Source organism: Jannaschia aquimarina (assembly GCF_000877395.1).
Lineage (GTDB): Bacteria > Pseudomonadota > Alphaproteobacteria > Rhodobacterales > Rhodobacteraceae > Jannaschia > Jannaschia aquimarina.
Window position 1 is genome coordinate 29,034 of sequence record NZ_JYFE01000042.1, and the last position, 24,918, is coordinate 53,951.

At 66.2% G+C, this 24,918-nt stretch carries 27 protein-coding genes and 1 riboswitch; of the genes, 13 read left to right on the top strand and 14 right to left on the bottom strand.

Annotated features, from left to right (window positions below; translation table 11 throughout):
• Positions 1–91: 91 nt before the first annotated feature.
• The 4 genes from chrA to metZ form a co-directional block, all read right to left on the bottom strand.
• The gene (gene chrA / locus jaqu_RS11955; protein ID WP_043919221.1) at positions 92–1,294 is read right to left on the bottom strand and encodes a chromate efflux transporter; all 1,203 of its coding nucleotides are present in this window, start codon (positions 1,292–1,294) and stop codon (positions 92–94) included.
• 161 nt (positions 1,295–1,455) lie between these two features.
• The gene (gene folE2 / locus jaqu_RS11960) at positions 1,456–2,496 is read right to left on the bottom strand and encodes a GTP cyclohydrolase FolE2 (RefSeq protein WP_043919222.1); all 1,041 of its coding nucleotides are present in this window, start codon (positions 2,494–2,496) and stop codon (positions 1,456–1,458) included.
• Positions 2,497–2,607: 111 nt separating this feature from the next.
• The gene (locus jaqu_RS11965; protein WP_043919223.1) at positions 2,608–3,096 is read right to left on the bottom strand and encodes a GNAT family N-acetyltransferase; all 489 of its coding nucleotides are present in this window, start codon (positions 3,094–3,096) and stop codon (positions 2,608–2,610) included.
• On the bottom strand, positions 3,089–4,285 hold the full coding sequence (gene metZ, locus jaqu_RS11970) for an O-succinylhomoserine sulfhydrylase (protein ID WP_043919224.1): 1,197 nt from the start codon (positions 4,283–4,285) through the stop codon (positions 3,089–3,091). The genes jaqu_RS11965 and metZ overlap by 8 nt, the downstream gene beginning before the upstream one ends.
• A 52-nt stretch (positions 4,286–4,337) precedes the next feature.
• A riboswitch (SAM riboswitch) is annotated at positions 4,338–4,415 on the bottom strand.
• Positions 4,416–4,530: 115 nt separating this feature from the next.
• Here metZ and jaqu_RS11975 point away from each other — a divergent pair.
• The 10 genes from jaqu_RS11975 to jaqu_RS12020 all read left to right on the top strand — a co-directional run bounded on the left by jaqu_RS11975 (position 4,531) and on the right by jaqu_RS12020 (position 13,488).
• Positions 4,531–5,223, top strand: a complete 693-nt coding sequence (locus jaqu_RS11975; RefSeq protein ID WP_043919225.1) for a glutathione S-transferase family protein — start codon at positions 4,531–4,533, stop codon at positions 5,221–5,223.
• Between the two features lie 326 nt (positions 5,224–5,549).
• Entirely contained in the window at positions 5,550–6,350 is an 801-nt protein-coding gene (locus jaqu_RS11980) for a 5-bromo-4-chloroindolyl phosphate hydrolysis family protein (RefSeq protein ID WP_316243065.1), read from the top strand.
• A gap of 4 nt (positions 6,351–6,354) precedes the next feature.
• Positions 6,355–7,539: a toxic anion resistance protein gene (locus jaqu_RS11985; RefSeq protein WP_043919227.1), complete on the top strand. Its 1,185-nt coding sequence runs from the start codon at positions 6,355–6,357 to the stop codon at positions 7,537–7,539.
• Positions 7,539–8,471, top strand: a complete 933-nt coding sequence (locus jaqu_RS11990; protein WP_043919228.1) for a DUF2927 domain-containing protein — start codon at positions 7,539–7,541, stop codon at positions 8,469–8,471. The genes jaqu_RS11985 and jaqu_RS11990 overlap by 1 nt, the downstream gene beginning before the upstream one ends.
• A 77-nt stretch (positions 8,472–8,548) precedes the next feature.
• Positions 8,549–9,148 carry a hypothetical protein gene (locus jaqu_RS11995; protein ID WP_043919229.1) on the top strand — a complete coding sequence of 200 codons (600 nt, stop codon included), beginning with the start codon at positions 8,549–8,551 and terminating at the stop codon, positions 9,146–9,148.
• A 179-nt stretch (positions 9,149–9,327) separates the two neighbouring features.
• Positions 9,328–10,437, top strand: a complete 1,110-nt coding sequence (locus jaqu_RS12000) for an SPFH domain-containing protein (RefSeq protein WP_043919230.1) — start codon at positions 9,328–9,330, stop codon at positions 10,435–10,437.
• A gap of 3 nt (positions 10,438–10,440) precedes the next feature.
• On the top strand, positions 10,441–10,842 hold the full coding sequence (locus jaqu_RS12005; protein WP_043919231.1) for a hypothetical protein: 402 nt from the start codon (positions 10,441–10,443) through the stop codon (positions 10,840–10,842).
• A 91-nt stretch (positions 10,843–10,933) separates the two neighbouring features.
• Entirely contained in the window at positions 10,934–11,467 is a 534-nt protein-coding gene (locus jaqu_RS12010; protein ID WP_236687847.1) for a cytochrome b/b6 domain-containing protein, read from the top strand.
• Between the two features lie 80 nt (positions 11,468–11,547).
• On the top strand, positions 11,548–12,576 hold the full coding sequence (locus jaqu_RS12015; RefSeq protein WP_236687848.1) for a primosomal protein N' (replication factor Y) - superfamily II helicase: 1,029 nt from the start codon (positions 11,548–11,550) through the stop codon (positions 12,574–12,576).
• Positions 12,577–12,591: 15 nt separating this feature from the next.
• Entirely contained in the window at positions 12,592–13,488 is an 897-nt protein-coding gene (locus jaqu_RS12020) for a carbohydrate kinase family protein (RefSeq protein ID WP_043919232.1), read from the top strand.
• A gap of 67 nt (positions 13,489–13,555) precedes the next feature.
• Here jaqu_RS12020 and jaqu_RS12025 read toward each other — a convergent pair whose 3' ends face one another.
• Complete coding sequence (locus tag jaqu_RS12025) at positions 13,556–14,779, bottom strand: pyridoxal-phosphate-dependent aminotransferase family protein (protein ID WP_043919233.1); 1,224 nt, start codon at positions 14,777–14,779, stop codon at positions 13,556–13,558.
• 94 nt (positions 14,780–14,873) lie between these two features.
• Here jaqu_RS12025 and ygfZ point away from each other — a divergent pair, with 94 nt between their 5' ends.
• Positions 14,874–15,602, top strand: a complete 729-nt coding sequence (gene ygfZ, locus jaqu_RS12030; protein WP_043919234.1) for a CAF17-like 4Fe-4S cluster assembly/insertion protein YgfZ — start codon at positions 14,874–14,876, stop codon at positions 15,600–15,602.
• Between the two features lie 48 nt (positions 15,603–15,650).
• Here the strand turns inward: ygfZ and jaqu_RS12035 are convergent, their stop codons facing one another.
• A complete protein-coding gene (locus jaqu_RS12035; RefSeq protein WP_043919235.1) occupies positions 15,651–16,580 on the bottom strand; it encodes a LysR family transcriptional regulator in 930 nt (309 codons plus the stop codon).
• Between the two features lie 121 nt (positions 16,581–16,701).
• On the opposite strand from jaqu_RS12035, the gene jaqu_RS12040 reads away from it, so the two are divergent.
• Together jaqu_RS12040 and jaqu_RS12045 are read left to right on the top strand one after the other, a co-directional pair.
• Positions 16,702–16,887 (top strand): hypothetical protein, encoded by a 186-nt coding sequence (locus jaqu_RS12040; protein WP_043919236.1) that lies wholly within the window; start codon positions 16,702–16,704, stop codon positions 16,885–16,887.
• A gap of 141 nt (positions 16,888–17,028) precedes the next feature.
• The gene (locus tag jaqu_RS12045; RefSeq protein WP_043919237.1) at positions 17,029–17,721 is read left to right on the top strand and encodes an NAD(P)-dependent oxidoreductase; all 693 of its coding nucleotides are present in this window, start codon (positions 17,029–17,031) and stop codon (positions 17,719–17,721) included.
• Between the two features lie 229 nt (positions 17,722–17,950).
• On the opposite strand, the gene gspD is transcribed toward jaqu_RS12045, so the two are convergent.
• The 8 genes from gspD to jaqu_RS12085 all read right to left on the bottom strand — a co-directional run bounded on the left by gspD (position 17,951) and on the right by jaqu_RS12085 (position 24,918).
• Entirely contained in the window at positions 17,951–20,320 is a 2,370-nt protein-coding gene (gspD, locus tag jaqu_RS20700; RefSeq protein ID WP_052500938.1) for a type II secretion system secretin GspD, read from the bottom strand.
• A gap of 87 nt (positions 20,321–20,407) precedes the next feature.
• A complete protein-coding gene (locus tag jaqu_RS20705; protein WP_052500939.1) occupies positions 20,408–21,043 on the bottom strand; it encodes a prepilin peptidase in 636 nt (211 codons plus the stop codon).
• Positions 21,044–21,874 carry a hypothetical protein gene (locus tag jaqu_RS12060; protein ID WP_043919238.1) on the bottom strand — a complete coding sequence of 277 codons (831 nt, stop codon included), beginning with the start codon at positions 21,872–21,874 and terminating at the stop codon, positions 21,044–21,046.
• The gene (locus tag jaqu_RS12065; RefSeq protein WP_043919239.1) at positions 21,859–22,506 is read right to left on the bottom strand and encodes a hypothetical protein; all 648 of its coding nucleotides are present in this window, start codon (positions 22,504–22,506) and stop codon (positions 21,859–21,861) included. The genes jaqu_RS12060 and jaqu_RS12065 overlap by 16 nt, the downstream gene beginning before the upstream one ends.
• On the bottom strand, positions 22,503–22,895 hold the full coding sequence (locus jaqu_RS20710; protein ID WP_052500940.1) for a PulJ/GspJ family protein: 393 nt from the start codon (positions 22,893–22,895) through the stop codon (positions 22,503–22,505). Before jaqu_RS20710 ends, jaqu_RS12065 begins: the two co-directional genes overlap by 4 nt.
• Positions 22,892–23,308 carry a hypothetical protein gene (locus tag jaqu_RS12075; RefSeq protein WP_043919240.1) on the bottom strand — a complete coding sequence of 139 codons (417 nt, stop codon included), beginning with the start codon at positions 23,306–23,308 and terminating at the stop codon, positions 22,892–22,894. The genes jaqu_RS20710 and jaqu_RS12075 overlap by 4 nt, the downstream gene beginning before the upstream one ends.
• The gene (gspG, locus tag jaqu_RS12080) at positions 23,286–23,738 is read right to left on the bottom strand and encodes a type II secretion system major pseudopilin GspG (RefSeq protein WP_043919241.1); all 453 of its coding nucleotides are present in this window, start codon (positions 23,736–23,738) and stop codon (positions 23,286–23,288) included. Before gspG ends, jaqu_RS12075 begins: the two co-directional genes overlap by 23 nt.
• On the bottom strand, positions 23,692–24,918 hold the full coding sequence (locus jaqu_RS12085) for a type II secretion system F family protein (RefSeq protein WP_043919242.1): 1,227 nt from the start codon (positions 24,916–24,918) through the stop codon (positions 23,692–23,694). The genes gspG and jaqu_RS12085 overlap by 47 nt, the downstream gene beginning before the upstream one ends.

A 24,918-nucleotide genomic window follows, 5' to 3' on the forward strand; every position in this document is an offset into this window, starting at 1 on the left:
TCCGCCTGTTCTGCCCCGCCCGGTTTTCCGGGTCTGTGCATTCAAAATAGCGAATCGGGGCGCTTCAGGCCAGCCCCCACGTGACGAGGGGTCAAATCACATGCAGCAGAAGCGCCACGGTCGCGCAGATCGCAAGCGTCGCGAGCAGCCCCGCCCGGCCCGACCAGAGGAGTCCGGCCGCGAGCGCGGCAAGGGACAAGGCCTGCAGGTCCGGGCCGTCTGGCCAGAGGACCGCAAGTCCGAACACGACAGCCAGATTGGCGATGACCCCTGCGACGGCGGCCGTCACGGTTTGCAAGGCTGCGCCGACGCGGGGCCGCGATGACAGCATCTCCAGATGCGGTGCGCCGGCAAAGATCCACAGGAAGCACGGCACGAACGTGGCCCAGAGCGCGACACAGGCCGTAAGGATCGCCGAGGGGAGGCCTCCATCGCCCGCCCCTCCCAACCAAGCGGCGAAGACCGTGACCAGCACCAAGGGCCCGGGTGTCGTCTCGGCCAGACCCAGGCCGTCGATCATCTGCGCCGATGTCAGCCAGCCGTAGCCTTCCACCGCTGTCTGAGCTAGCGCAGCCAGAAGCGCATAGGCGCCGCCGAAACTGACCGTCGCGAGCCACGAAAAGAAGACCGCCGCCTCTGCGGGCGCCGTGCCCGGAAAGATCAGGATCAGCGGGATCAGCGGTGCCCACCACACGATCAGCCAGACGACGATGGTCCGCACCGCCTTCGCCGCTCCGCCGGTCGACTGCGCGGGTATGGCGAATGTGCCATCTCCGCCTCGCATGAGACCGAGGATCAAGGCTCCGCCGATCACCGCCCAGAACGGCAGGCCCAGGACGAAGAGCGCGACGAAGGCCGCGAGGGCCACCGGCACCGCCAGTCTGTCGCCTTCCACCTTCGAGCGCAGCTTCCACAGAGCCGAAAGCACGATGGCGAGCACGGCCGCTTTCACGCCCGCGAAAGCCGCCTCGACCGGCGCCAGCCGCCCGAAGGCCAGATAGGCCCAGGCGAGCCCCATCATCACCAGAGCGCCCGGCATGACGAACAGGAGCCCTGCCAGAAGACCCCCGGCCGTTCCACGCAGGCGCCAGCCCGCGAAAGTCGCCAATTGCATCGCCTCGGGCCCCGGCAGGAGCGTGCAAAAGCCGAGCCCCCGAAGAAACGTGTCCCGGTCCAGCCAGCCCCGCCGGTCGACCAGCTCTTCCTGCATGATCGCGATCTGCGCCGCGGGACCGCCGAAGGACAGAAGACCGATCCGACCGAAGGCACGCCACATCTCTGGCCAGGGCGTCATGCGCGGCCCAGGACTGGGATCTCGCCCATCACGGTCTGCGCACCCGAACCTGACCGGCCAAAACGCGTCCTCCTCCGGAACCAACGCGGGATCGTCGCAACAAGCCCCTCGTCAGCTACCCGTAGAGCGACGGCCCGGACCTGAAAAGCGAAGGTTCCGTGTCAGCCGGGATGGACGAGCGTGCCGAACAGGCGCGGCTCCAGCGTTTCCACGTCGAAGAGGTCGCCCGCGGTCAGGACCGAGACCGCATCGTGGCTGTGCAGGCTCTCCTGATGCGAACAGACGACGCGGAACGCGCCGGCGCCGGCCTCCGCCTCCAACGCCTCTGCGAAGAGACGCGCGGCATCTTCGACGAAGATCGGGTTGGCGGCATTGAGTTCCGCGAAAGCCTGTTCGTCCTCACGCTTGACCATCACCTGCGTCTCGGTCGGCACCACCCTGCGACACGCATCCACGATGTCTTCGTGGGTCAGGGCGCCCGTCACCTCGACGGACAACCGCGCGACCGAGCGCTGGGAGTGAGGCGTTGCCAACCGGCCACGCTCGCGTCTCGCATGTTCGGACAGTTCCAGCGAACAGGGGCAGGTCGACGAATAGACGTAGTCCAGATGCAGGATCCGGGTTCGGACGCCGTCCTTCTGGATCATCTCGATGGCGCAATCGTAATACTGCCAGCCCTTCAGCCCGGACCGAAGAGCGGTGACTTCGAGAGGCAGTTGGAAGCGCAGCAGGAGGCGCGCATCGAACGCGCCCAGATCGACAAGATAGTCGTCCAGCGCGGCCTCGACCGTGTCGAAGCCCATCGTGTCGCCCGAATGACGGTAGAACGACCGCATGATGCGGCTCATGTTGATACCCTTGGAGCCGGCCTCCAGGCTGACGGTTCCGGTCACCGAAGCGTCGACTCGATGCGGCCCCTCGCGGGTCGGGACCGACAGCGGAAGCCGGAAGTTCGAAATTCCCACATGCTGGATCCGCCGGTCTGCACCGCGGATCAGACTGGCAGGGCCATTCTGAAGGTCCGGCAGCGTCGTGCGATAGCCCTCGTCGGCCACATGCGCGTCGTCATAGAGCGCGGCCAGAACGGGGTACGGCATCGGCGCGGCGCCTGACTGACCGGCATAGCGGTTCAGCAACGCCAGAGCGGCCTGTGCTTCGTCTTCAGTGACGGGGCGGTCAATATCCGGTGCGTGGACGTTCATGCGTCCCTCCCTTCGGTTCGCGCTGTGCGGATGAGGTATGGGCCGGTTGCCTCCTCTACCAGCCTTCAGACACATCTACGCACAGCGCGCCGGAGCGGATCACCCGTCAGATCATTCCGCGGCCAGGACAGGAGGGGTCAGATCGAACGCCATCTCCGTCGAGAGCAGGGTGACCCCGTTCCGCTCCACCGGCGCGGGGGCGAGGGCCTGCCATCCATGCCGCCGGAAGAAAGGCCGCGCCATCTCGCTCGCCCGCACCGTCAACCGGGCAAGGCCGGTCGCGCGGGCATGGTTCAAAAGCATCGCGAGCAGGGCATCGGCCGTCCCGCGCCCCCGCTCTTCCGGCAGGACGAAGGCGAGATCGACGTATCCGCTGGTTGTCATGGTCATGAATCCGACCGGGATCCAGTCCCTCGCCGCGACACGCAGAACCTGCCCGTCGATCCTCTGGGCGAACTGCGCTGGGGTCGGCCGTCTCGGCAACCAGGCCCGTCTCTGAGCCGCATCGTAACGAGGCGCGGCGCCTTCATGGACGCTGCGCCAGAAGATCTCCGCCAGCGCGGCGAAATCCTCCTCCAGACCCGCGCGGAGCTCAAGCATGGTCGAGCGCGCGCGTCAGATCGTCGAGCAGGTCGTCCGGGTCCTCGAGGCCGCAGGACAGCCGGACCAAGCCCGGCGTTATCCCGAGCATTGCCTTCGTCTCGTCGGGGAGGCGCTGATGCGTCGTGGTCGCCGGATGCGTGGCGATCGACTTGGCATCGCCGAGGTTATTGGAAATCAGGAAGATCTCCAGCGCATCGAGGAACCGGAATGCAGCCTCCTTGCCATCGGCGATGTCGATCGAGAGTATAGTACCTCCCTGCTCCATCTGCGAGACGGCGACGGCGTGCTGAGGATGGTCGGGCAGGTGCGGATGGATCACGCGCGCCAGCTTGGGATGCCCGCGCAGCGCCTGCGCGATCCGCAGCGCCGTCTCGGCCTGGGCACGGACGCGAAGATCCATGTGCTCGAGGCCTTTCAACATGACCCACGCGTTGAACGGGCTCAGCGCACCGCCCGTGTGCTTTAGGTAGGGCTCGACCGTACCACGCACGAAGTCGCGAGAGCCGCAGATCACACCGCCAAGGCACCGTCCCTGCCCGTCGACATGCTTCGTCGTGGAGTAGATCACCACATCGGCCCCAAGCTCGACCGCGCGGCTGAAGACGGGGGTCGAGAAGACGTTGTCGATCACCACAGTGGCACCGACGGTATGTGCGATATCCGCGACGCCGGCGATGTCGATCACCTCAAGCGCGGGATTGGAGACACTCTCGAAGAAGACGGCCTTCGTGTCTGGCCGGATCGCTTGCCGCCAGGCGTCGAGATCGGTGCCGTCGACCAGAGTCACCTCGACGCCCCAGCGCGGCAGGACGTCCTGCAGAATGTAGAGGCAGGACCCGAAGAGCGCGCGCCCGGCGACGACGTGGTCCCCCGACGACAGCATCGCGCAGAGGGCACCGTTGACGGCGGCCATACCACTGGCCGTGGCGAAGGCGTCTTCGGTCCCCTCCAGGGCGGCGATGCGGTCTTCGAACATGGCGACGGTCGGGTTGCCGTATCGCGCATAGATGAATTCATCGTCCCCGGACTTGAGGAACCGTCGCTCGGCCGTAGCGGAATCCGGATAGACGAAGCCCTGGGTAAGGAACATTGCTTCGGACAGCTCGCCATATTGGCTGCGGCGTGTGCCGGCATGGACGGCGCGGGTGCGTTTGGACAGGGGACGGCGGGACGGTGTGTCCTTCATGGCGGGCCTCCTTGCAGGCCGAATAGCAGTGCCGGGAAGCCGGGGCCGCCTGTCAGGCCGGGCCCCACCCTCTTTAGCGGTATGTTTAGCGAGGGCCGCAAGCCGGAGACAAATCCCCTCGATCCTGTCGCAGTAGCGCCCCCCGCCAAGGCGGTCAAGCGGCCTGACGTCGCGCCCTCCGGACCGGCAGGAGGGCTTGCCATCATGGCCGCGGCCTAGGACGGTGCCTCGAAGGAGGCCCACCAATGATCCAGCTTCACTACTGGCCCACACCGAACGGGTGGAAGGTGTCCATCGCCCTGGAGGAGATGGGCCTGCCCTACGAGGTGAGACTGGTCGACATCCGAAAGGGCGACCAGAAGACCGCAGAGTTCCTGAGGCTGTCGCCCAACGGCAGGATGCCCGCCATCGTGGATCCCGATGGACCGGATGGCGATCCGATCTCCGTCTTCGAAAGCGGCGCGATCCTGCAGTATCTCGCCCGCAAGACGGGCCGCTTCTGCGGCAAGACGGAACGCGAGCGGATCGAAATCGACCAGTGGCTGATGTGGCAGATGGGCGGTGTCGGGCCTATGGCCGGGCAAGCGCACCATTTTCTGAAGTACGCCCCCGCGATGGATCCGCCGCAGGATCTGCCCTATGCCAAGGAGCGCTACAGAACCGAGGTCGGACGCCTCTACGGCGTTCTCGACCAACGGCTTGCCGATCGGCCCTACATCGCCGGGGACTCCTTTTCGATCGCGGACATGGCGATCTGGCCATGGGCCTCGCTGTGGGAGGGCCAGCAGCAGGATCTGTCCGACAAGCCCCATATGCGGGCCTGGCTCGACCGGGTTGCCGCGCGACCGGGCGTGCGAGCGGGCCGTGCGCTGCACGCCGATCTGCGACCCGCGGATCCGGGCAGCACGGCCCGGTCCGGGCTCTTTGCGAAAGGATGATCCGCGACCATGCCGCAATCCGAGCGCCGCAAAGCTGCCACGCTCGGCAAGCCTCCGCACGGATCGGCGGCTTGGCGCTGGCGTCGCGGCGCCGGCATTCATATGTTCCTGTCCACGGTCACGAGGATATCGGGGGAATCGTGAAGACGACCGGAGTTCAGAAAGTCGCATTCGTCGCGCTTGCGGTGCTGATTGCCCTGGCCGGTGCCGGCGTTCTGGACGGCGGGGCGCTCTGAGCGATGGCGCGCCGCTATGGAGGTCGGTTTAGCCCGGGAGGGGCGCGGGGCGACGCGGATCCGACGCCGCCCCCCGCGTTGCGCTCCCCGATGCCGGGACGCGCGCGCGTCCAGATCCTCATGGCGCTTTCGGTCGTGCCCGTCATCTCTGCGCTCTGGTCGGGCGGGGCTGTTCCGCTGGCGATCAACCTGATCTCGGCCGCCGCGATCTTCGGCGCCGCGGTCCTGACCCGCGAAGGCCTCAAGGCCGAAGCCGCCTGGGCCGAGCGCAAGATCGCGCGTCGACCCGCCCTTCCCCGCAAGCTGCTGGGCGCAGGGATCATGGGCTTCGGTGTCGGGTTCGCCACGATGTCGGGTCTCTCGGGGCTGTTCCCGGCCATCGTCTATGGGCTGGTGGCCGCCGGCCTGCATGTGGCGGCCTTCGGGTCGGACCCGATGCGCGACAAGGGGATAGAAGGGATCGACACCTGGCAGACGGATCGCGTGGCCCGCACGATCGAGGAAGCCGAGGCCCATCTCTCTGCAATGGAGGATGCCGTCCTGCGCGCCCGCGACCGCGAAGCGGAGACGCGGGTCGAACGGCTCGCCGCGAAGGCCCGGGCCATGTTCCGCACCGTCGAGGACGATCCCCGCGACCTGTCGGCCGCGCGCAAGTATCTGGGCGTCTATCTCATGGCGGCACGCGATGCGGCGGCCAAGTTCGCCGACCTCTACGCCCAGACGCGGGACGCCAAGGCCAAGGCGGACTTCTTCGAATTGCTTGACGAGTTGGAGCGCGGCTTCGATGCGAAGCGCGAGACATTGCTTATTACCGACCGTACCGATCTCGAGGTCGAGATCGAGGTTTTGCGGGACCGTCTGAAACGGGACGGCCTGCCAATGGGGGAATAGACGAATGGATACTAAGACCCGCGCCGAAGCCGAAGCGCTGACCGCAGAGATCGAGAAGACCGCGATCACGCTGCCGGAGCCCGGTGGCGAACTCGTTCCCCTGGAGCAGGCCCCGCCCGAGCAGGCCGCCGCGATCCGTCAGCGCATGGATCAGATCGACATCACCGACACCCAGTCGATCATCGAGTTCGGATCCTCCGCTCAGGCCGAATTGCAGCAGATCAGTCAGGCCATGTTGGCGGACGTGAAGAACAAGGATGTCGGCCCGGCTGGCGAGAGCTTGCGTGGAATGGTCTCGACGATCCGCGGCTTCTCGGTCAGCGAGCTGGACGTCCGCCGCAAGCGCTCCTTCTGGGAACGGATCACCGGGCGCGCGGCGCCATTCGCCAAGTTCGTTGCCCGCTACGAGGACGTGCAGGATCAGATCGACCGCATCACGGACACGTTGCTCAAGCACGAGCACACGCTCCTCAAGGACATCAAATCGCTCGACAAGCTCTATGAGAAGACGCTCGACTTCTACGAAGAGCTGGGCCTCTACATCACCGCAGGCGAAGCGAAGCTGGGCGAGCTGGACAGCACGACAATCCCCGCCAAGGAGGCCGAGATCGCCGCCCTGCCGGAAGACGACAAGATGCTGGGAAGCCAGGAGATGCGCGACCTGCGCGCCGCTCGCGACGATCTGGAACGGCGCGTCCATGACCTCAAGCTGACGCGGCAAGTGACGATGCAATCCCTGCCCTCGATCCGGCTGGTCCAGGAGAACGATAAGAGCCTGGTGACCAAGATCAACTCGACCCTCGTGAATACGGTCCCCCTTTGGGAGACGCAGTTGGCGCAGGCCGTGACGATCCAACGTTCCCGCGAGGCTGCCGAGGCCGTGCGCGATGCCAATGACCTGACCAACCAGTTGCTGAAGTCGAACGCACAGAACCTCCGCGAAGCCAACAAGGTGGTTCGCGAGGAGATGGAACGCGGCGTCTTCGATATCGCCGCCGTGCGCGAGGCGAACGAAAACCTCATTGCCACCATCACCGAAAGCCTTCAGATCGCCGACGAGGGCAAGGCCCGGCGTGCCGAGGCCGAGAAGGAGTTGGAGGGAATGGAGAAGGAATTGCGCGAGACGCTTGCCGCCGCTTCGGCCGGGCAGATCCGTGATGGCGGCACGCAGGAGGCGGCCTCTCGGTGATGACGAAACGTGCGCTTCTCAGCGTGGTGTTCGGCGCGTTCCTGACCGGCTGCCAGCCCACAACGACGTCCGCCCCGGACGCGTCGCCACCTCCGCCGCCGCGTCCCGAGGCCGGTCCGTCGGGGGAAAGCCGCGCGCTGTCCGGGTATTATCGCCGGATCGAGTCGCGGCTCCTGGCGGATGGACGCCTGCGCCGCGATGGTCTTGCGCCCGACGCGCCGTTCGGTGCGGCACAACTTGCCCGCAATTTCGAACGGATCGCGCTTTTCTCCGAGTATACCCAGATCGGCGGGCGCTACGTCGCCCAGCAGAGCCGCGCCAAGTTGCGGCGGTGGCCCGGGCCCGTCCGCGTGCAGCTCCATTTCGGGGAAAGCGTCGATCCCGCGACCCGCCGCACCGACCGTCTGCGCGTCGAATCCTATCTGGCGCGCCTGAGGCGGGCAACGAACCACCCGATCCGACTGGTCGACGAAGGAGGCAACTACCACGTCTTCGTCGCGTCGCTGGACGAGCAGCGCGAACTCGGCCCGCAGATCAGTCGCGTCGAGCCGGGCCTGAGCCGGACCACCATCCGCGAGATCACGTCGCTCGGCCGGAACACCTATTGCGCGGTCTACGCATCCTCCACGTCGGACAGGCCGAACGCCTATGTCTCGGCCATCGCCCTGATCCGGTCTGAGCATCCCGACCTCATGCGATTGAGCTGTTATCACGAAGAGATCGCCCAGGGCCTCGGGCTCGCGAATGACAGCCCTGTCGCGCGACCGTCCATCTTCAACGATGACGAGGAATTCGCGCTGCTGACCCGTCACGACGAAGAACTGCTCGGGATGCTCTACGACAGTCGCCTGCGCATCGGCATGACCGCCGAGCAGGCCGCCCCGATCATCCGCCGTCTTGCAGAAGAACGGGCTGGCGGCGGACCGGTCTGACGTGCGCGGGACGGAGAACGTCGGCCCGCCCTCCATTTTCGTCACACTTTCGCCAGCTGAAGATGGCGTCTGTCCGCATGGTTCGCGTCCTTCTCGTCACCCTCGGCTTTTCGCTCCTACCGGTCCCGGTATTGGCCGATCCATTGGACGATGCCACCTACATTGTCGAACTGAATAGCACGGCGGTCGAGATGACGCTCAAGGCCGACACCGTGGTCATGGGCATCCAGCGATCCGTTGCACGCCATCTGGAAGATCTCGGAGCCACGATCGCCGACCCTGGCCGCTTCAGGACGGAACTCTTCGGGGACCTCCCGGATCGGCTTCGCGCGGACACCGGCCGCGCCGCCATCCGAGCCTACGTCGCGGTGTTCGATGCCGACGAACTGGGCAGGATCGCGGATTACTATCGAACGCCAGAGATCAGGAGCTTGATCGCAGCGGGAATTCCGATTCGCCCCGACCTTCTGGACGAGGATGTGGCACAGCTCCTCGAGTCACGGGCACCGGACCTGATGAAATATATCGCGCCGGCAATCGAAGAAAATGTCGCCGAGGCGATGGCACGTCTCACAATGGAAAGGCTGGCCACCATCATCTCGATGCCCGACGTCGTCTCGTTCGATCGCGAGGAAAGACGGGCGGAGGTCGTCGAAGCCCTACGCAGTATCGAATGACCGGAACCGGTGAGTTCGGGTCGCGCTGCCGCCACATCCGCGTCGTGCTTCCCATATACAAAACCGTCTTCCATCTGCCGCGGACGGAACGGTCTGCATCCAACCGGACCTCGCAAATCCGGCAAAATGTCCCTAAGTCGGTTTCATAGACTTCAAGACGAGCGTTCACGGAGACAGCCATGCCCATCATGGACTTCATCAAGGGCCAGTTCATCGACGTCATCGAATGGACGGATGATACGCGGGACACGCTCGTCCATCGGTTCGAGCGCTACGGACATGAGATCAAGTACGGGGCGAAACTGACCGTCCGCGAAGGCCAGGCCGCGGTTTTCGTGCATGAGGGCCAGCTGGCGGACGTGTTCCTGCCGGGTCTCTACATGCTCGAGACCAACAACATGCCGATCATGACGAACCTCCAGCACTGGGATCACGGCTTCAAGTCGCCCTTCAAGTCGGAGATCTACTTCGTCGCGACCCGCAGGTTCACCGATCTCAAATGGGGCACCAAGAATCCGATCACCCTGCGCGATCCGGAGTTCGGCCCCGTCCGCCTGCGGGCTTTCGGGACCTATTCCATCAAGGTCGCCGACCCCGGGCTGTTCCTGCAGGAGATCGTCGGCACCGACGGTCAGTTCACCCAGGACGAGATCAGCTATCAGATCCGGAACATCATCGTTCAGTCGGCGTCTCGGGCACTGGCCGGATCGAAGATCCCGGTCCTCGACATGGCGGCGGCGACCGATCAGCTTGGCAAGATCGTCGCCGAGCAGATCAGCGAGACGACCAAGGAATACGGTCTCAGCGTTCCGGAGCTCTACTTCGAGAACATTTCTCTGCCGCCCGCGGTGGAGGAGGCACTCGACAAGCGCACGTCGATGGGCGTGCTGGGCGATCTGTCCAAGTATCAGCAATATGCCACCGCCGAAGCGATGCAGACCGCAGCCGGCACGACGAATTCCGGCATGGGCGCCGGCATCGGGATGGGCATGGGCTTCGGAATGGCCAACCAGATGGCGCAGCAGGGCCCGTGGGGCGGGCAACCGCAAGCCGCACCCGCTGCACCCCCGCCCCCACCGGTCGAGCATGTCTGGCACGTCGCGGAAGGCGGCCAGACCAAGGGGCCGTTCTCGAAAGCGCGCCTCGGCCGGATGGTCACCGAGGGCGAAGTCACCCGCGAGACCTATGTCTGGACGCAGGGCCAGGACGGCTGGCAGAAAGCCGAGGATGTGGACGAGCTGGCGCAACTCTTCACCGTGATGCCCCCGCCCCCTCCGCCGGGTGCCTGATCCGTGGCGCCGCGCGGCCCGGCCGCTCTGGGCGGCGTCGTCATGGCACTGCACTGGACGGCGCTGATCGCCATCGTGGCTTGGCTGGCCGGTGTCCTGCCGACATGGGCGCTTGCCTTGCACGCCTTCGCTTGGGCCGGCATCTCCATCGCATGGGGATTGCGCGGCGGCCCTTCGCCTGCGCTACCAGATCCATGGCGCAAACTTGCGTGGCTGGGACAGGCAGCTCTGCTCGCGCTCTATGTCGTGGGCGCGGTCACGGCGCTGATGGGGCTGGTCGCGGCCGGTTCGATCCTGATGGCGACCATCGCTGTGGGCGTTCTTCACGGCATGTTCAACATCTGGCGCGCGTCGGTCCTGGGCGACGGGGCATTCCGCAGGATGCTCCCGAAGGCGCTGTGGTAGCCGACTTGGTCTCGGTCGCCAGAACTTGCCTTCCTCTCGGCAGCTTTGCTCCCGGGAAGAGCGAGAAGGCTGGCTCGCCAGCCCCCGACCCGTGCCGCTGACCCGCCGAAGCTGGCTCAAGGCGCTGCACTGGACGATGCTGCCGCTCTTCGTCTGGTTCCTGACGGTCCAGCCTAGGGACGTCGGCCGCTGGGGGCCGTTCTGGGTCGATCTCCATTCCGTCTTCGGTCTGATCTTCGTGACCGGCGCGCTGATCTGGACGGGCGACCTGCTGTGGCGGGGTCTCGCCTCGCAACCGGGGCCGAAGCTGCGCGGCTGGCTGCGAGCGATCCATAGGCCGCTGCACCTTATCCTGATCTGGGGGTTGTTCGGCGTCGCGCTGACGGGCTTCCTTCTGGGACTGACGTCCTCACGGCTGCTCTTCGCGGGAACGATCCTGCCGATCGCGCCGCCGCTCGGCCTTCCGGCGGCAAACGACTGGGTCGGCCTTGTCCACTCGGTCGAATTCTACGCCCTCGGCGCCGTCGCCGCGTTTCATGCGGGCTTCCACATCTGGCGCCATGTCCGGCTTCGCGACAATGCGCTTCGCATCATGGCCCCGAAGGCGCTACACCGCTTCCTGTGATACAGACCGAACCCGACCGCCCGCCCGAGATCCCCGCCACCGCGGAACACCGTTTCCCATGCGACAGTTGCGGGGGCGACATGCGCTTCGATCCCGGCGATGACCGATTGGTATGCGACCATTGCGGACATATCGAAGCGCTGCGGGCGGCGCCCTGGTCGCAAATCGCTGAGATCGCGATCGAGCGGGGCCTCGATGCCGGCGGGGCCGAGACGGAAGAGACGCGGGTCACCGACTGCCCGAATTGCGGCGCCCGGTTCGAATTCGACCCGGCGATCCATGCCGCCGAATGCCCTTTCTGCGCGACGCCGGTGGTGATCGATACCGGGACCGACCGGCACATCAAACCGGCAGCCCTGGTCCCTTTCGCGCTCGAAGAAGCGCAGGCCCGGCAGGCGATGACGGACTGGCTCGGCAATCTCTGGTTCGCGCCGAACGGCTTGCAGAAATACGCCCGCAAGGGGCAGCGGATGCAGGGGATCTACGTTCCGTTCTGGACCTTCGACGCGCAGACCGACACCGCCTATACGGGTCAGCGCGGCGATACCTATTACGAGACACAGACGGTTGTCCGGGACGGCAAGCGTGTGCAGGTGCACGTCCCGAAGATCCGATGGTCCCCTCGTCGCGGACGCGTGCGACGTTTCTTCGACGATGTGCTCGTCCTCGCCTCTACCTCTCTGCCGAAGTCGCACACCGACGCGCTCCAGCCATGGGATCTGTCCGGACTCGCGCCCTACGCGCCGCAATACCTCGCCGGCTTCCGCGCCGAGGCTTACCGCGTCGACCTAGAGGATGGTCTCGCGGAGGCGCGGCAGATCATGGACACGGTGATCGCCCGGGACATCCGGATGGATATCGGCGGCGACCGGCAACAGATCACGTCGGCCAAGACGCAGATGTCCGACGTGACCTTCAAGCACGTGCTGCTGCCGGTCTGGATCGCCGCCTATCGCTACCGCGGCAAGTCGTTCCGCTTCGTCGTGAACGGCCAGACGGGACGCGTCCGCGGCGAGCGGCCCTGGTCCACGTGGAAGATCGCTGCCGCAGTGATCGCCGCTCTGATCGTTGCGGCCATCGCCGCCGCCATCTATGCGGGCGCCCAATAGAATGATGGAGCCGCGATGATCCTCTGCGCCGGAGAAGCCCTGATCGACATGCTGCCCCGCGAGACCGAGGAGGGAACCGTGTTCCTTCCCGTCCCCGGCGGAGCGGTTTTCAACACGGCGATCGCGTTGGGGCGTCTGGGCGCGCCGGTGGGCATGTTCACGGGCCTCTCGACGGACCTGTTCGGACAGCGCCTGTCCGAGGCCCTGACCGCGTCCGGGGTCGTGGATCGGAGCTACCGTTCGGATCGTCCGACCACGCTGGCCTTCGTGACGCTGTCCAACGGTCAGGCAGAATACGCCTTCTATGACGAGGGAACGGCGGGCCGGATGCTGTCGCCGGCCAATGCCCCGGATACCAAGGGGGTCACCGCAGTCTTCCTCGGAGGAATTTCGCTTGCCGTCGAGCCCTGCGCGCAAGCCTACGAAGCCATCGCGCTCGGAAACCGTCATCTTCCGCTGATCATGGACCCGAATATCCGGCCCAGCTTCATCCCGGACGAAACCTTGTTCCGTGCCCGTCTGGACCGCCTCCTGACGGCGGCGGACATCGTCAAGCTCTCGGACGAGGACATGGACTGGATCGGAGTCACTCCGGAATCGGTCCTGTCCCGCGGGGTCAAGGTCGTCTGTCTGACGGAGGGCGACAAGGGGGCGACGGCCATCACCGCCGACGGGCGCGTGAGCGTTCCCGCGGTCGAGGCGGACGTGGTGGACACGGTCGGCGCGGGCGACACGTTCAATGCCGGCGTGCTGACCGGTCTCTACGAGGCGGGAGCGCTGGCCGATCTCAACGAGAGGGCCCCCAACGCCGACACGCTCCGCGCGGCTCTCGAACTGGGCGTCGCCGCAGCCGCCGTGACCGTCTCTCGGGCCGGCGCAAACCCACCGACACGGGACGAGGTGTCAGTCTGAGGTGCGGCTGCGCAGGTCCCGGACGCCTTTCGGACGCGACCGGACCGACCGGCGATAACGAGCGGCGTCAGTCCGCGACGAGGGCACGGGTCGCAGCCTCGAGCCCTCCGTCGCCATGAGGGATCGCAAGCGCCTTCAGCGCCGCGTCGATTCCCCCGAGCGTCCCCATCATCGAATGCCCCGAGAGATGGCCCATGTGACCGACGCGGAAGAAACCGTGCCACTCCTCGCTGCCCAAGGGGGCCATCCCCAGACCGATGCCGAGGGTCAGCCCGAATTCCTGTTCGGACCACTCGCGCAGGGCCGTCCCACGTTCCGGCAGCCGGACGCTCGTCACCGCGTGTGACCGCGCCGCGCGGTCCCGCACGTTGAGCTCGAGGCCGCCCGGCGCTTCCCAGCGTTCGAAAGCCGCCCAAAGTGCGCGCGCCAGGCGTCCGTGACGTTCCCACGCCTGCTCCACGCCTTCTTCGTGGACCAGCATGTCCAGCGCTTCGCGTAGCCCGTAGAGGTGATGGGTCGGGCCGGTCCCGTAGAAATAGCGGAAATAGATCTCCGGCTCGGTCCGCGGGACCCAATCCCAGTAGCCGGTCACGCAATCGGCGCGCGCGCGGGCACGCGCCGCCTTGTCGTTGTAGAAGACGAAACCCATCCCGGCAGGCGTCATGAGACCCTTCTGGCACCCTGCGATGGCGACATCGACGCCCCATTCGTCCATCTCGAAGACGTCGCATCCCATCGATGCCATGCAATCCGCTTGGAGCAATGCGGGGTGGCCGGCAGCGTCCATTTCGGATCGGATCGCCGCAATGTCGGACCGCACGCTCGACGACGTGTCCACATGGACGGCGAGGACGGAGCGGATCTCATGCGCCTTGTCTTCCCGAAGGCGCGCGCCGATCGCAGCGGCGTCCATCGCGTCGCGATTGCCAAAATCGAGATACTCGACCCGGAGACCGAGGCCGCGGGCCATCTCTCCCCATCCGTCGGCGAAGGTCCCGGTCCGCGGGATCAGCACAAGATCCCCGCGCGCATGGGTGTTCGCCAGACAGGCTTCCCATGTCGCATGGCCATTTCCGATATAGATCGTCGCATTGTGCTCGGTCCGGGCGACGCGCTTGAGGTCGGGGATCAGGGAATGTGTCAGGTCGACCAGCTCACCGTGATAGATGTTCGGGCTGGGCCGGTGCATCGCCCGCAACACGCGGTCCGGAACGATCGACGGGCCGGGGATTGCAAGCGTGTGCGGCCCGTACCCCAAACCAGCGGCGCTTTTCGTGGTATCGTCGCGCATCTTCGCCCCCTTCGTGCCGGTCGACGGCTACGCCCGCCGGGCCTCCCGGTCAACGCGACTTGGCGCCGTCATCAGCCATCCTTATGTCCGGCCTATGCGACGCACGTTGATCCACGTCTCCGGCTCAGACCGGGACAAGTTCCTGCAAGGCCTGCTCACACGGGACGTACCGGAGACGGGCCTCGGATATGCAGCCCTGCTGACACCGCAGGGCAAGTATCTCGCAGATTTCCTGACCTTCCGTGACGGCGACGTCATCGTGCTGGATATCGACCCGGAGATCGCGACTGTCACGATGCAGCGGCTGGCCATGTACAAGTTGCGCGCCGACGTCTCGCTGGAAGCATCCGAGGCGGACGTGGCAAGGGGCCTTGGCGATCCGCCGGATGCCGCGATGGCGGATCCACGGCCCGGCATGGGATGGCGCCTCTACAACGCCGGCGCTGACCGGGATGTCGACTGGGATCGGGTCCGGGTCGAGAACCTGATCCCCGAGACCGGTCGCGAACTGATCCCCAACGACAGCTACATCCTGGAGATAGGCTTCGAACGGCTCGGCGGGGTCGATTTCCGGAAAGGGTGCTACGTCGGCCAGGAGGTGACGGCCCGGATGAAGCACAAGACCGAACTGCGGAAGGGGCTTGCCCGTGTCACCCTCGATGGCGCCGCGCCTGAGGGGTCGGACATTACCGCCGACGGGCGGACCATCGGCCGGCTGCACACGGTTTCCGGCGACAGGGCGCTGGCCCATCTGCGCTACGATCGCACCGATGGGGAGATGCGCGCGGGCGATGCCCACGTGACGCTGGACGCAAAGGTCTAGAGAGGCTCCGAGCCCTCGCGCTCGCTCGGAAGCAACGTTTCCGACGCCTCAACCGGACATGACCTCCACATCGCCTCTGCTGATCCGCTCCAGATCGGCGAGGATCGCCTCCTGCGCATCCTCGGCCTGCGACACGACGGTTCCGAGGCAGTGGCGCGCGGCCTCCGACACGTCCGGGTCGAGGTCGTCGCGAAAGACGGCCCAGGCCGGGTATGGGAAGCGCGGCGCATCAGGCACCAGATGCAACCGTCCTGCCTGAAGATGCGACCGCACGGCGCGTGCGGGCATGTAGCAGGCCGCATGTCGTCCGATCAGATAATCGGCCCCCAAGGCGCCGAGAGACAGTGTCAGGCCTCCAAGCGCAAGATCCGGGAGCGCGACGGAATGCGCGTGACCGAATTCAGGCCCCCAATCCGAAAAGATGTAGGCCGATTTCAGGTCGGGGTCGTCGGGGCCCGTCACACCGCTCCACGCGGCGATCAGGATCAGCTCGTCCTCCAGCGCCGGTTCCACGGTCAGGCCCGGCCGGGATTGCGGCGTATAGGTCAGCGCGACCTGACAGGTTCCTTCGATCAGGAACCGTGTCAGACGATCCGGCATCCCCAACTCGGCACGGAGCGAGAGGTCCGGCATCCGGTCCCGGAGCGCGTCGAGCCAACGGAATCCGAGCTGTGGCCAGAGCGAGTATTGCGCGCCGATCGTCAGGGCGCGGCTGAACCCCTCGGGCACGGCGATCTGTTGACGCGCCTCCTCCCAGATCTTCAGGAGCGACAGCGCATAGCGTTCGAACGCAACGCCAGCAGGGGTCAAGGTCGCACCGGCCTTCGATCTTTCGAACACCGGACGCCCCAGGGCATCCTCCAGGCGCTGGATACGAAGGGAGACCGCCGATTGCGTGACGAAGAGGCGCCCCGACGCGGCGACGAAGCTGCCTGTTTCGGCAACCGCGAGAAACGTCCGGATGAGGGCAATATCCATTTCGGTTACCTTACCGAAACTCGTTTCAACTGCAATTCTTATTCGTTTTTCATGATGATCTCCTGCGGCTAGATCCGAGCCAAGCCACCGGGAACGACCGGTGCATCTTGGAGATGTCGCAATGAAACTACGCCTCACCCTCGCCGCGACCCTGCTGACCTTCGTCGCTGCGTGCTCGACCGAGCAGGTCGTCGACAACACCGTCGATACGACGTTCTGGACCGGCAAAACCGTCGTGAAGACGGGGATCGGCGCCGGAAAGCTGGCCGTCAAAGGCGGCCATGCCATCGCCACCCGAGGGGAGTGAAGCTTCCAACGGCAGCATTCATGCAAAGGCAAAGCCGCGGCCTTCGTCGGACGATGCGTCGCGGCTCGGGCCGCTCCGTTTTCGTGGCAAGGACCATTTCGAGCCCTAGCATGAATCGATATCGCAAGAGGGTTACGAACGATGCATCTTCTGATCTACGGCGCGGATGGAGTGACGGGGGGACGCCTCGTCGGACAGGCGCTGGCACGCGGGCACAAAGTGCGGGCATCGGTCCGGTCGCTGGATGGATCCGAGCGCGGCCACGATCAGCTGCAATGGGTGACGTCGGACATTCTGGCAGCAGAACAACTGGACCGGGACATGGAAGGCATCGACGCCGTGCTCAACGCGGTCGGGATAGATGCGGGGCCCGTCACGGCGGTCGCGCCTCCGCCGCTGCATTCACAGGGCACGCGGAACATCCTGTCCGCGATGCGTGCCACCGGCGTGGACCGGCTCATCACGATCTCGGCCACCTTCGTGGAGACGCTCGAGCGGGGGCCCATCGCCTTCCGCGCGGCGGCGAGTGTCGGCTTGCGCGCGATCTTCGATGACATGGCGCTGATGGAGAAGATCCTCGCCCAGCAGAGTGACCTCCGCTGGACGGCCATCCGCCCGGGCTGGCTGCTCGACGAGGATCCGACCGAGGATTACGGCGTCTTTGCCGACGTCATTCCCCAAGATCTGATCCGCACCCGCACCGGCGACCTCGCCCATTTCATGCTCCGTTGCGCAGAGGAGGATCTCCACATCCGGGAGACTCCGGCCATCGCGCGCGCCGAACCGGAGGAGAAGTCCGACATGCAGGCGGTTCTCAAGGAGATGGCGGGATAGGGCCCTCTTTCGGCCTGTGCGAAATTGACCGAGGAACAGGCTCTGGGGGCGAGGATCGAGTGCACCGCGTCCGCAAGGCCTCATGCGCTTTCGATTGGACGGCAGGTACAAACCGGTAGGAAACCGGACGAGGGAATTCCACGAGGCCCGACCAGTGCAGGACGCCCCCGCCCGCAAGATACCGCCGCCGCGAAAGCAAACGGGAGGGCCAGGCCCTCCCATCAACTTCTCAGTTCACCATTTGCGTGTAGCAGTCCGACCGGACCTTGCCGCAGATGCCGTTCGCACGTGCTGCGGTGAAGGGACCGACAACCAGTTCGACCCGCCCCCGTTCCGTCGTGAGGCGCGGCTGAAGCCCCCCCAGGACATCGTCGTGGTCCCGGCTCAGTCTGGCCCAATGCCGCTTCGCCGCCCGTTCGCTGCCGAACATGCCGAGATAGGTCAGATGCGTGGCGGGACCGGTCGCGGCAGGCTCGATGGGCCGGGTCTCGATGGCCGCCGGCTGGATCGCTGAACGGGTTGCCGGGGCGGCCGTATTCTCGATCGACGTGATCTCGTCCGCAAGACTTCCGCTGCCGCCGATGCTGGGCACACCGACATTCGTGGACAGGGTCGCGTCGTCCAGCCGGATCCGCTGCATGCGATCCCGCAGCGAAGAGGTGACGCGTCGTGCATCCATCTTCGAGTTGACGATCCGCGGGGTGATCAGCACCAGAAGCTCGGTCTGCTGGTTCCGGCGGTTCTTGTTGCCGAACAGCCCGCCGACGATGGGCGCGCGGTTGAGAACCGGGATCCCCGCGGACCCGCGGGTCTTCCGGTCCTCGAACAGGCCACCCAGCGCAATGGTCTCGCCGCTATCGATGGCCACGGAGCTCGAGAAGGTGCGTTGCGAGATGATCGGGTTGCCCGTGCTGGCATCGGTGCCGGCCACCGTGCTCACCTCCTGCTCGATGTCGAGGATGACGGCGCCCGAGGAATTGATGCGCGGGGTCACCTCGAAGATCACGCCGGTGTCGCGGAACTCGACATCGGAAACAAAGATCGTCTCGTCGTCGTTCTCGTCAGCGTCGGCCGCCGTGCGAACCGAGATCGGGATCTGGTCGCCGACCGCGAGGCGTGCGGATTCGTTGTTCAGGATCATGAGATTGGGCGAAGACACGACCTTCACGTCCGTAACCTCGTCGAGCGCATCCACCACGATCTCTGGTCCCGGGACGTTGAAGGCGGCGCTGAAGCCGGGCGGTGGCGTCGCAGAAGGCGCGCCCCCATTGCGGGATAGCGCGAACTGGTCGTTGCCGTCCTCGAAGAAATACTGCGTCCCGTAGCGCAACTCGTCGGTCAGCGAGACCTCGACGATGGTGGCCTCGACCAGAACCTGGCGGGGCGGAACGTCAAGGCGGTGCAGCATGCCGAGGATGCGCTGGTATTCGCTGTGGGTGGCATGGACGAGCAGCGTATTTGTGCCCTCGCTCGCGACGATGCGGGTCGCATTCGGGTCGGCGACGAGCCCGGCTTCCACCATCAGATCCTCTTCGGAGGCGGCGTTGACGACATCGGCCTCGACTCCCGCGCCCAGGATTGACGCCAAGGTCGGCGCGATGTCGGAGGCACGTGCGTATTTCATGTCGTAGGAATAGACCTGCGCGTCATTGGCCCCTTCACGCGTCAGGCGCTGGATCCAGGTCGAGACGTTCTTGAGCGCCGACGGCGTCTTGGCGACGGCGAGGATCGAGTTGTTCTCCGGGATCGTCTCGAACACGACGAGGGGCTCGAACCCGGCTTCGGTTTCGACGATCAGGTTGAGGCCCTCGACGATGGATTGCGCAGAGCGGCCCCGGATTGGGAAGATGCCGACCGACTTGTTCGCCAGCCAATCGACGTCGAAGCTCTGGATGACGTCCTGCCAGGCGCGCTGGTCGCCCGACGTTCCGGCCAGGACCACGATGTTCCGCTGGGCGTCGATGCCCACGATCCCGCTGCCTGCGAAGGGCTGGAGGATGGTCGCCATCTCCTGGGCACCGATGTTCCGCAGGGGAATGACCCGCAGCGAGTAGCCGATGGGCACGTCCCGACCGACCGAGGCGCCGATGGACAGATCGGACGACAGCGGAACGATGGCGAAGGTGTCGCCACGCCGCACGAGGGCCGCGTTGTTCTGCTTGAGCGCCAGTTCGAAGACTTCGATCGCGGTGGTCCGGCTGATCGGCTCGGTCGAGCGGATATTGACCGTGCCCTGCACCGCGGGGTCGAGCACGTAGTTGATGTTGAGCAATTCGCCCAGGATGGCGGCGGCGGCATCCGAGATCGAGACGTCCACGAGGTTCAGTGATACGGTGCGCTGCCCGGAACTGTCACGCATGTCGCTGCTGCGGAAGAGCGGCTGGCGGCCCGGGTAGATCGTCCCATTGCCAGCTTCGACCATGCGGCCGCTGACGACGCGACCCTCGGACCGGCGCGATGACTGCCCATCCCCGCCGCCGAGAATGGTCTTTGCGCGCCAACTCTCCAAACCGTCGCGCGATGGGTCATCCCGCTGCACGAGAGCGTTGCAGCCAGAGAGAAGCGCAATAAGGGCGGCGCCTGCGATCAACTTATTCATATCCTGCCTCAACGAATGCCGACCGACTTCTTTTGTTCGATCGTTCGAAACAGTCGCTATCAGCAGGCGGGGATCGTCCCTAGAAATTCACGACAGAAGAAACGGAGTGACCGCGCAGAGATGTGCCCCGAAAGCCACGGCGATCGGGCGCGATGCAGTGTTCGACCCGTGCAGGGAAAGCCACAACCAATGCAGCAGACCGGTCCCCGAGGCGAGGGCCAAGACCCAAGATATTGCGTCCGCCCCGACTGCGGCCCCAATACCGGCCATGAGCACGACATCGCCGGTCCCCAGACCTTCAATGCCGCGAACGGCTCTGAAAAGCGTCTGCAAGAGCCAGAGCGCGCCGCCGCCTAAAAATGCGCCAATCACAGATGGGGCGAGATCGGCCGCGAATAGGGCGGAAATAAGACTGATAAAAAGGACCGGAACCGTCCATTCCATAGGCAGCCAATGCCATTTCAAGTCGATCACCGCGAGAATCAGAAGCAGGACGAGAAGCGCGGCCTGAAGAGCCCCATGACCGCCCGACAGGTGGCCAGCCATGGCGATCGCAGACAGTCCGCCTGCAATCAGGCCGAGATGAGCCGGGCCCTGCCACCTGACCATGGCCGGTCGACCGCCGAAGAAGCAGGTCACAGCGCGAACGGCGATCCGGGTCGGCCCCAGCCAGAATGCCACCGCGACGACAGCGAGCGCGATCAATGTCTGCGCGGCGTCCAATCAAAGCTCCTTCTCGACGGAGAGGATCTCGTAGCGCATTCGACCACTGCGGAACCCGAGGCCGCGCGCGACGACCAGCGCCCGAATGCGTGCCGTCGCACCCGTGTCCAACCGGGCTTCGGCCTCGATCGTGTAGGCGGGACCGGCCCGTTCAACGAGCCAGGCGGCGGCACTGCCGAGCCGCGGCAACGGACGCCCACTCTCGCGACGGGCCACGATATCCGCCGCCGCTGCCGGACCGAGGCCCGGAACGGCCTCCAGAACCGGGAGCGGCGCGGTCGCGGGATTGATCTGAGCGTCGAAGCCATAGGTCGTCAGGTAGCGGGCGCCGATATCCGCGGTTCGGCTGTCCAGACCGGCTGCCCGCAGGATCTGCCGAACATCCGCACCGGGCGCCGCATCCGCCGCCAGGGCCTGGGCGACGTTGACGGCATCGAAGGCATCCATCCCCTCGACCTCGCCGATCCGGTTCAGGATCGGGGCAATCAACTCGGACGGCGCATGACTTATATCGACCTTCCCCCCCTCGTCCCGGATCCGGTAGGTCACGATCCCTTCGGCCATGCGCAGGGTCGCCATGGTTCCGTCGCGGGGCGTCCGAGGCTGATCCGCACCGACGCGGCCGAGATCGGCCAAGGCGACGTTCAGCCCGGCTCGCGCAAGTTCCGCCGCCCGGAGCGTGTTGACCTCGGCCCGCGCCACCAGCGCCTGCTCGCGCGCGCCGGACAGATAGGCCGCGACCGAGAGGGAAAGCGCGATCCCGATCCAGAGCACCGTGATCATGACATAGCCACGGGTCGCGGATGTGCGGCGTGTCAACGAAGGCCGCATGTCGTATCCTCCAACGCTGCGAGGCCGCCGGCAGCGAGGCATTCGCCACTGACCGTGGGGTGGATCGCGGCGGTCAGACGACGCGTGTCCCCGACCTCGACGGCGATCGCTGCCGGGAGGTCGTCCCCCGTCTCGTAGACCCAGACCGGATCGGGGTTTCCCGGCCTGTCGTGGAGGTACAGCAACCTGATGGGGCGCGAACTTCGGACGAGTTCTGACACCTGGCCGGCCTCCGGCACGACCCGAACGTCGCGGCGACCGGGATAGCGTGCCGCCACGAGGGCGAAGGCGTCCGCGCCACGACGCTCCACACGCAACTCCGCCACATAGCGGGAGCCACCTTCGACGACCATACGGGCCGTCGTCGCCGTCCCGATCAGGCGTCCTTGTGCCCCCTGCGCCCCACTGGTGCTGAGCCCCGCCGCCCAGGCAGAGACGGCGCGGCGCGTGGCGAGCCAATCGGCCGGACCTGTCTGCTGCGCCAGATCGCGCCGCTCGGCCGCTTGCCGCAATCCCCACGTGGCGCCGGTCAGAAGGGCGAGCGTCATCGCAGCGACCGCGAGCGCGACAAGCGCCTCTGCCAGAGCGAAGCCGCGCGCGGGGCCGCGGCGGCGAACCGGGCGCCGTCTCATATCGGCGCCTCGGCGTAGCGGATGGCGCGCAATGTTACCGGCGGACCGCCCGGCACGGCAACGGAGACGGAAACGAACAGCAATTCACCGTCGCGGACCGGGCCAAGCTGCATGTCGACCGCCGGAATCGTGCCGATGACAAGATCCCAATCGTGACCGTCCAGACGGTCGTTCAGGCGCGTGCCCGGCCGCAACGGGATATCAACCCCCACCCTGTCCAGGACGGTTGCCGCAACGAGCATCCGCCCGGCCTGTGTCTCGGCGCGCCGCTCCAGCAATCCTCCGGTGGACAGCGCGGCGTAGAAGCCATTGAGAACGATCGCCGCGATAGCAAGTGCCACCAGCGACTCGATAAGCGTGAAACCTCTCTGGCTCTTGCTGCGCTTCATTTCGTTTCCACACGACCGGTCAGCCAGTCGAGCGTGACCACCCGGCTCGCTTCGCCCCGCCTCACGGTCAGTGTCAGGCCGTCCGATGCGCCCGACGGACGGATCACCGTACCGCCGCGCAGGGCGTCGATCCGGGTGCCGTTTCCCGGGCTGTGCCTTGCCGGACCGGCAACAAGTGCGCCGTCGACGAATGCGACCTCGACCGCGCGGCCACTCTCCAGGGCGCGAAGCCGGGCCTGCTGGAGAAACAGCGCGACCTGCGCGGCTTCGGCCTCGACCCGGGACCGGTCACCGCCCCCGAAGGTCAGGAGCGCGATGGTCCCGACAAACATGACGACCGCCACCGCGACGAGGACCTCGACGGTCGCGAAGCCGCGGGTGGTGCGGCGTCTAGCCTTCGATGTCCGCAGCATCGCCGGTTCCGCCGGGTTGCCCATCCGATCCGAGGGAGACGAGGCGGGGCCTGCCCTGCTCCAGCCTGTACTGGAACGTCCCGCCCCACGCATCGACAGGCATCTTGCCGTCCCGCAGATACGGGCCGTTCCAGCCGGGGGTCGCGCCGGGATCTGAAACCAATGCGCCAAGCCCGGTGCCTGCTGGAGGCAATCGACCCGTGTCGATCTGGTAGATGTCGATGGCCGCCCGGATCTGGGCGATCTGCGCCTCGGTCGTCTTGACCCGTGACGATTGCAGTTGCCGCATCGCGGCGGGTCCGATCAGGCCCACGAGTAGCCCGACGATCGCAACCGCGACGAGCATCTCGACCAGCGAGAACCCGCGAGCGCCGCGGCGACGTCTAGAGCGCGATCGAGTTGACCGCGACGATGGCAGAAAAGAGCGCATAAAGGCTGACTCCGACAATGAGGCCGACCCCGACGATCAGGGCCGGCTGAAACAGGGCGAGAAAACGTTCGAGGCCGCGATCCGACGCCTCGCGCATTTCGGCAGCGGCGCGGCCGAGCATTCCGGCAAGGTCGCCGGTCTCCTCTCCGATCCGGATCATCTCGACGGCGCTAGGCGCGAGCGCGGTCATATCGCGAAGCGAGGCCGAAAGGGCTGCGCCGCCCTCGACCTCGCGCCGTGCCGCCTCGAGTGCGCTGCGCACAGGGCCGTCCGGGAGGCCCTCGGTCACAGTCCGCAGAGCTTCGGAAAGGGTGACCTCGCGGGTCAGAAGCGCACCGAGGACGTGAAGCGTGATGGTCACCTGCCCCCGCCCGACGACATCGCGGAGCAGCGGCAGTCGGGCAGTCGCACGGCGCAGGAGCGCACCGGCCTGGCCCTTTCCGTGGAGCCACATGAAGACGCCAAGCATGGCGGCCACGCCGAACAGCAAGAGACGCCAGAGGCCGCTGACCATGGCGGACAACGCGAAGATCAGCCGACCCAGCGGCGGGATCGCGTCCATCCGGTCCTCGATCAACGGCCGGAACTGGGGGATGATCGCGACCATGATCACGCCGACGGCGATCATTGCGACGACAAGCAGGAGCGATGGATAGAGCAGTCCGGTGACGACCTTCCTGCGAAGCGCAAGCCTCTGCGTCAGCAATGACCCCGCGGTCGTCAGCGCGCCGGGCAGGTCGCCAGACGCCTCTGCCCCCCGAACCAGCGCGAGCGTCGCAGGGTCGTCGATCTTCGCGTGATCGCGCAGCCCATCGAGCAACGTGCCGCCTTCACGCATATGCGTCCGCAGTCCGACGGCAGCCTTCTGGATCGGGCCACTGCGTCCCTCGGACATGATCGTGAGCGCCCGGTCGAGGTCGATGCGGCTGTCGGTCAGTTTTCCCAGTCGGGTGACGAAATCCGCGCGCGCGCGCGCAGACATCGCAGTTCTGCGGCCCCACGGCGTGCGCCGGGTCGTCCGCGTCGTCGCCTGGGGGTTGGCGATCAGGTCCACCGGCAACAGCCCATCGGCGCGCAGACGGCGGAGGGCATCGACCTCGTCTACGGCGGCTACCGTCCCGTCCCGGCGCCTCCCCTCGGCATCGCGGGCCTTGTAGCGAAAGGCGGAAAGGTCGCTCAT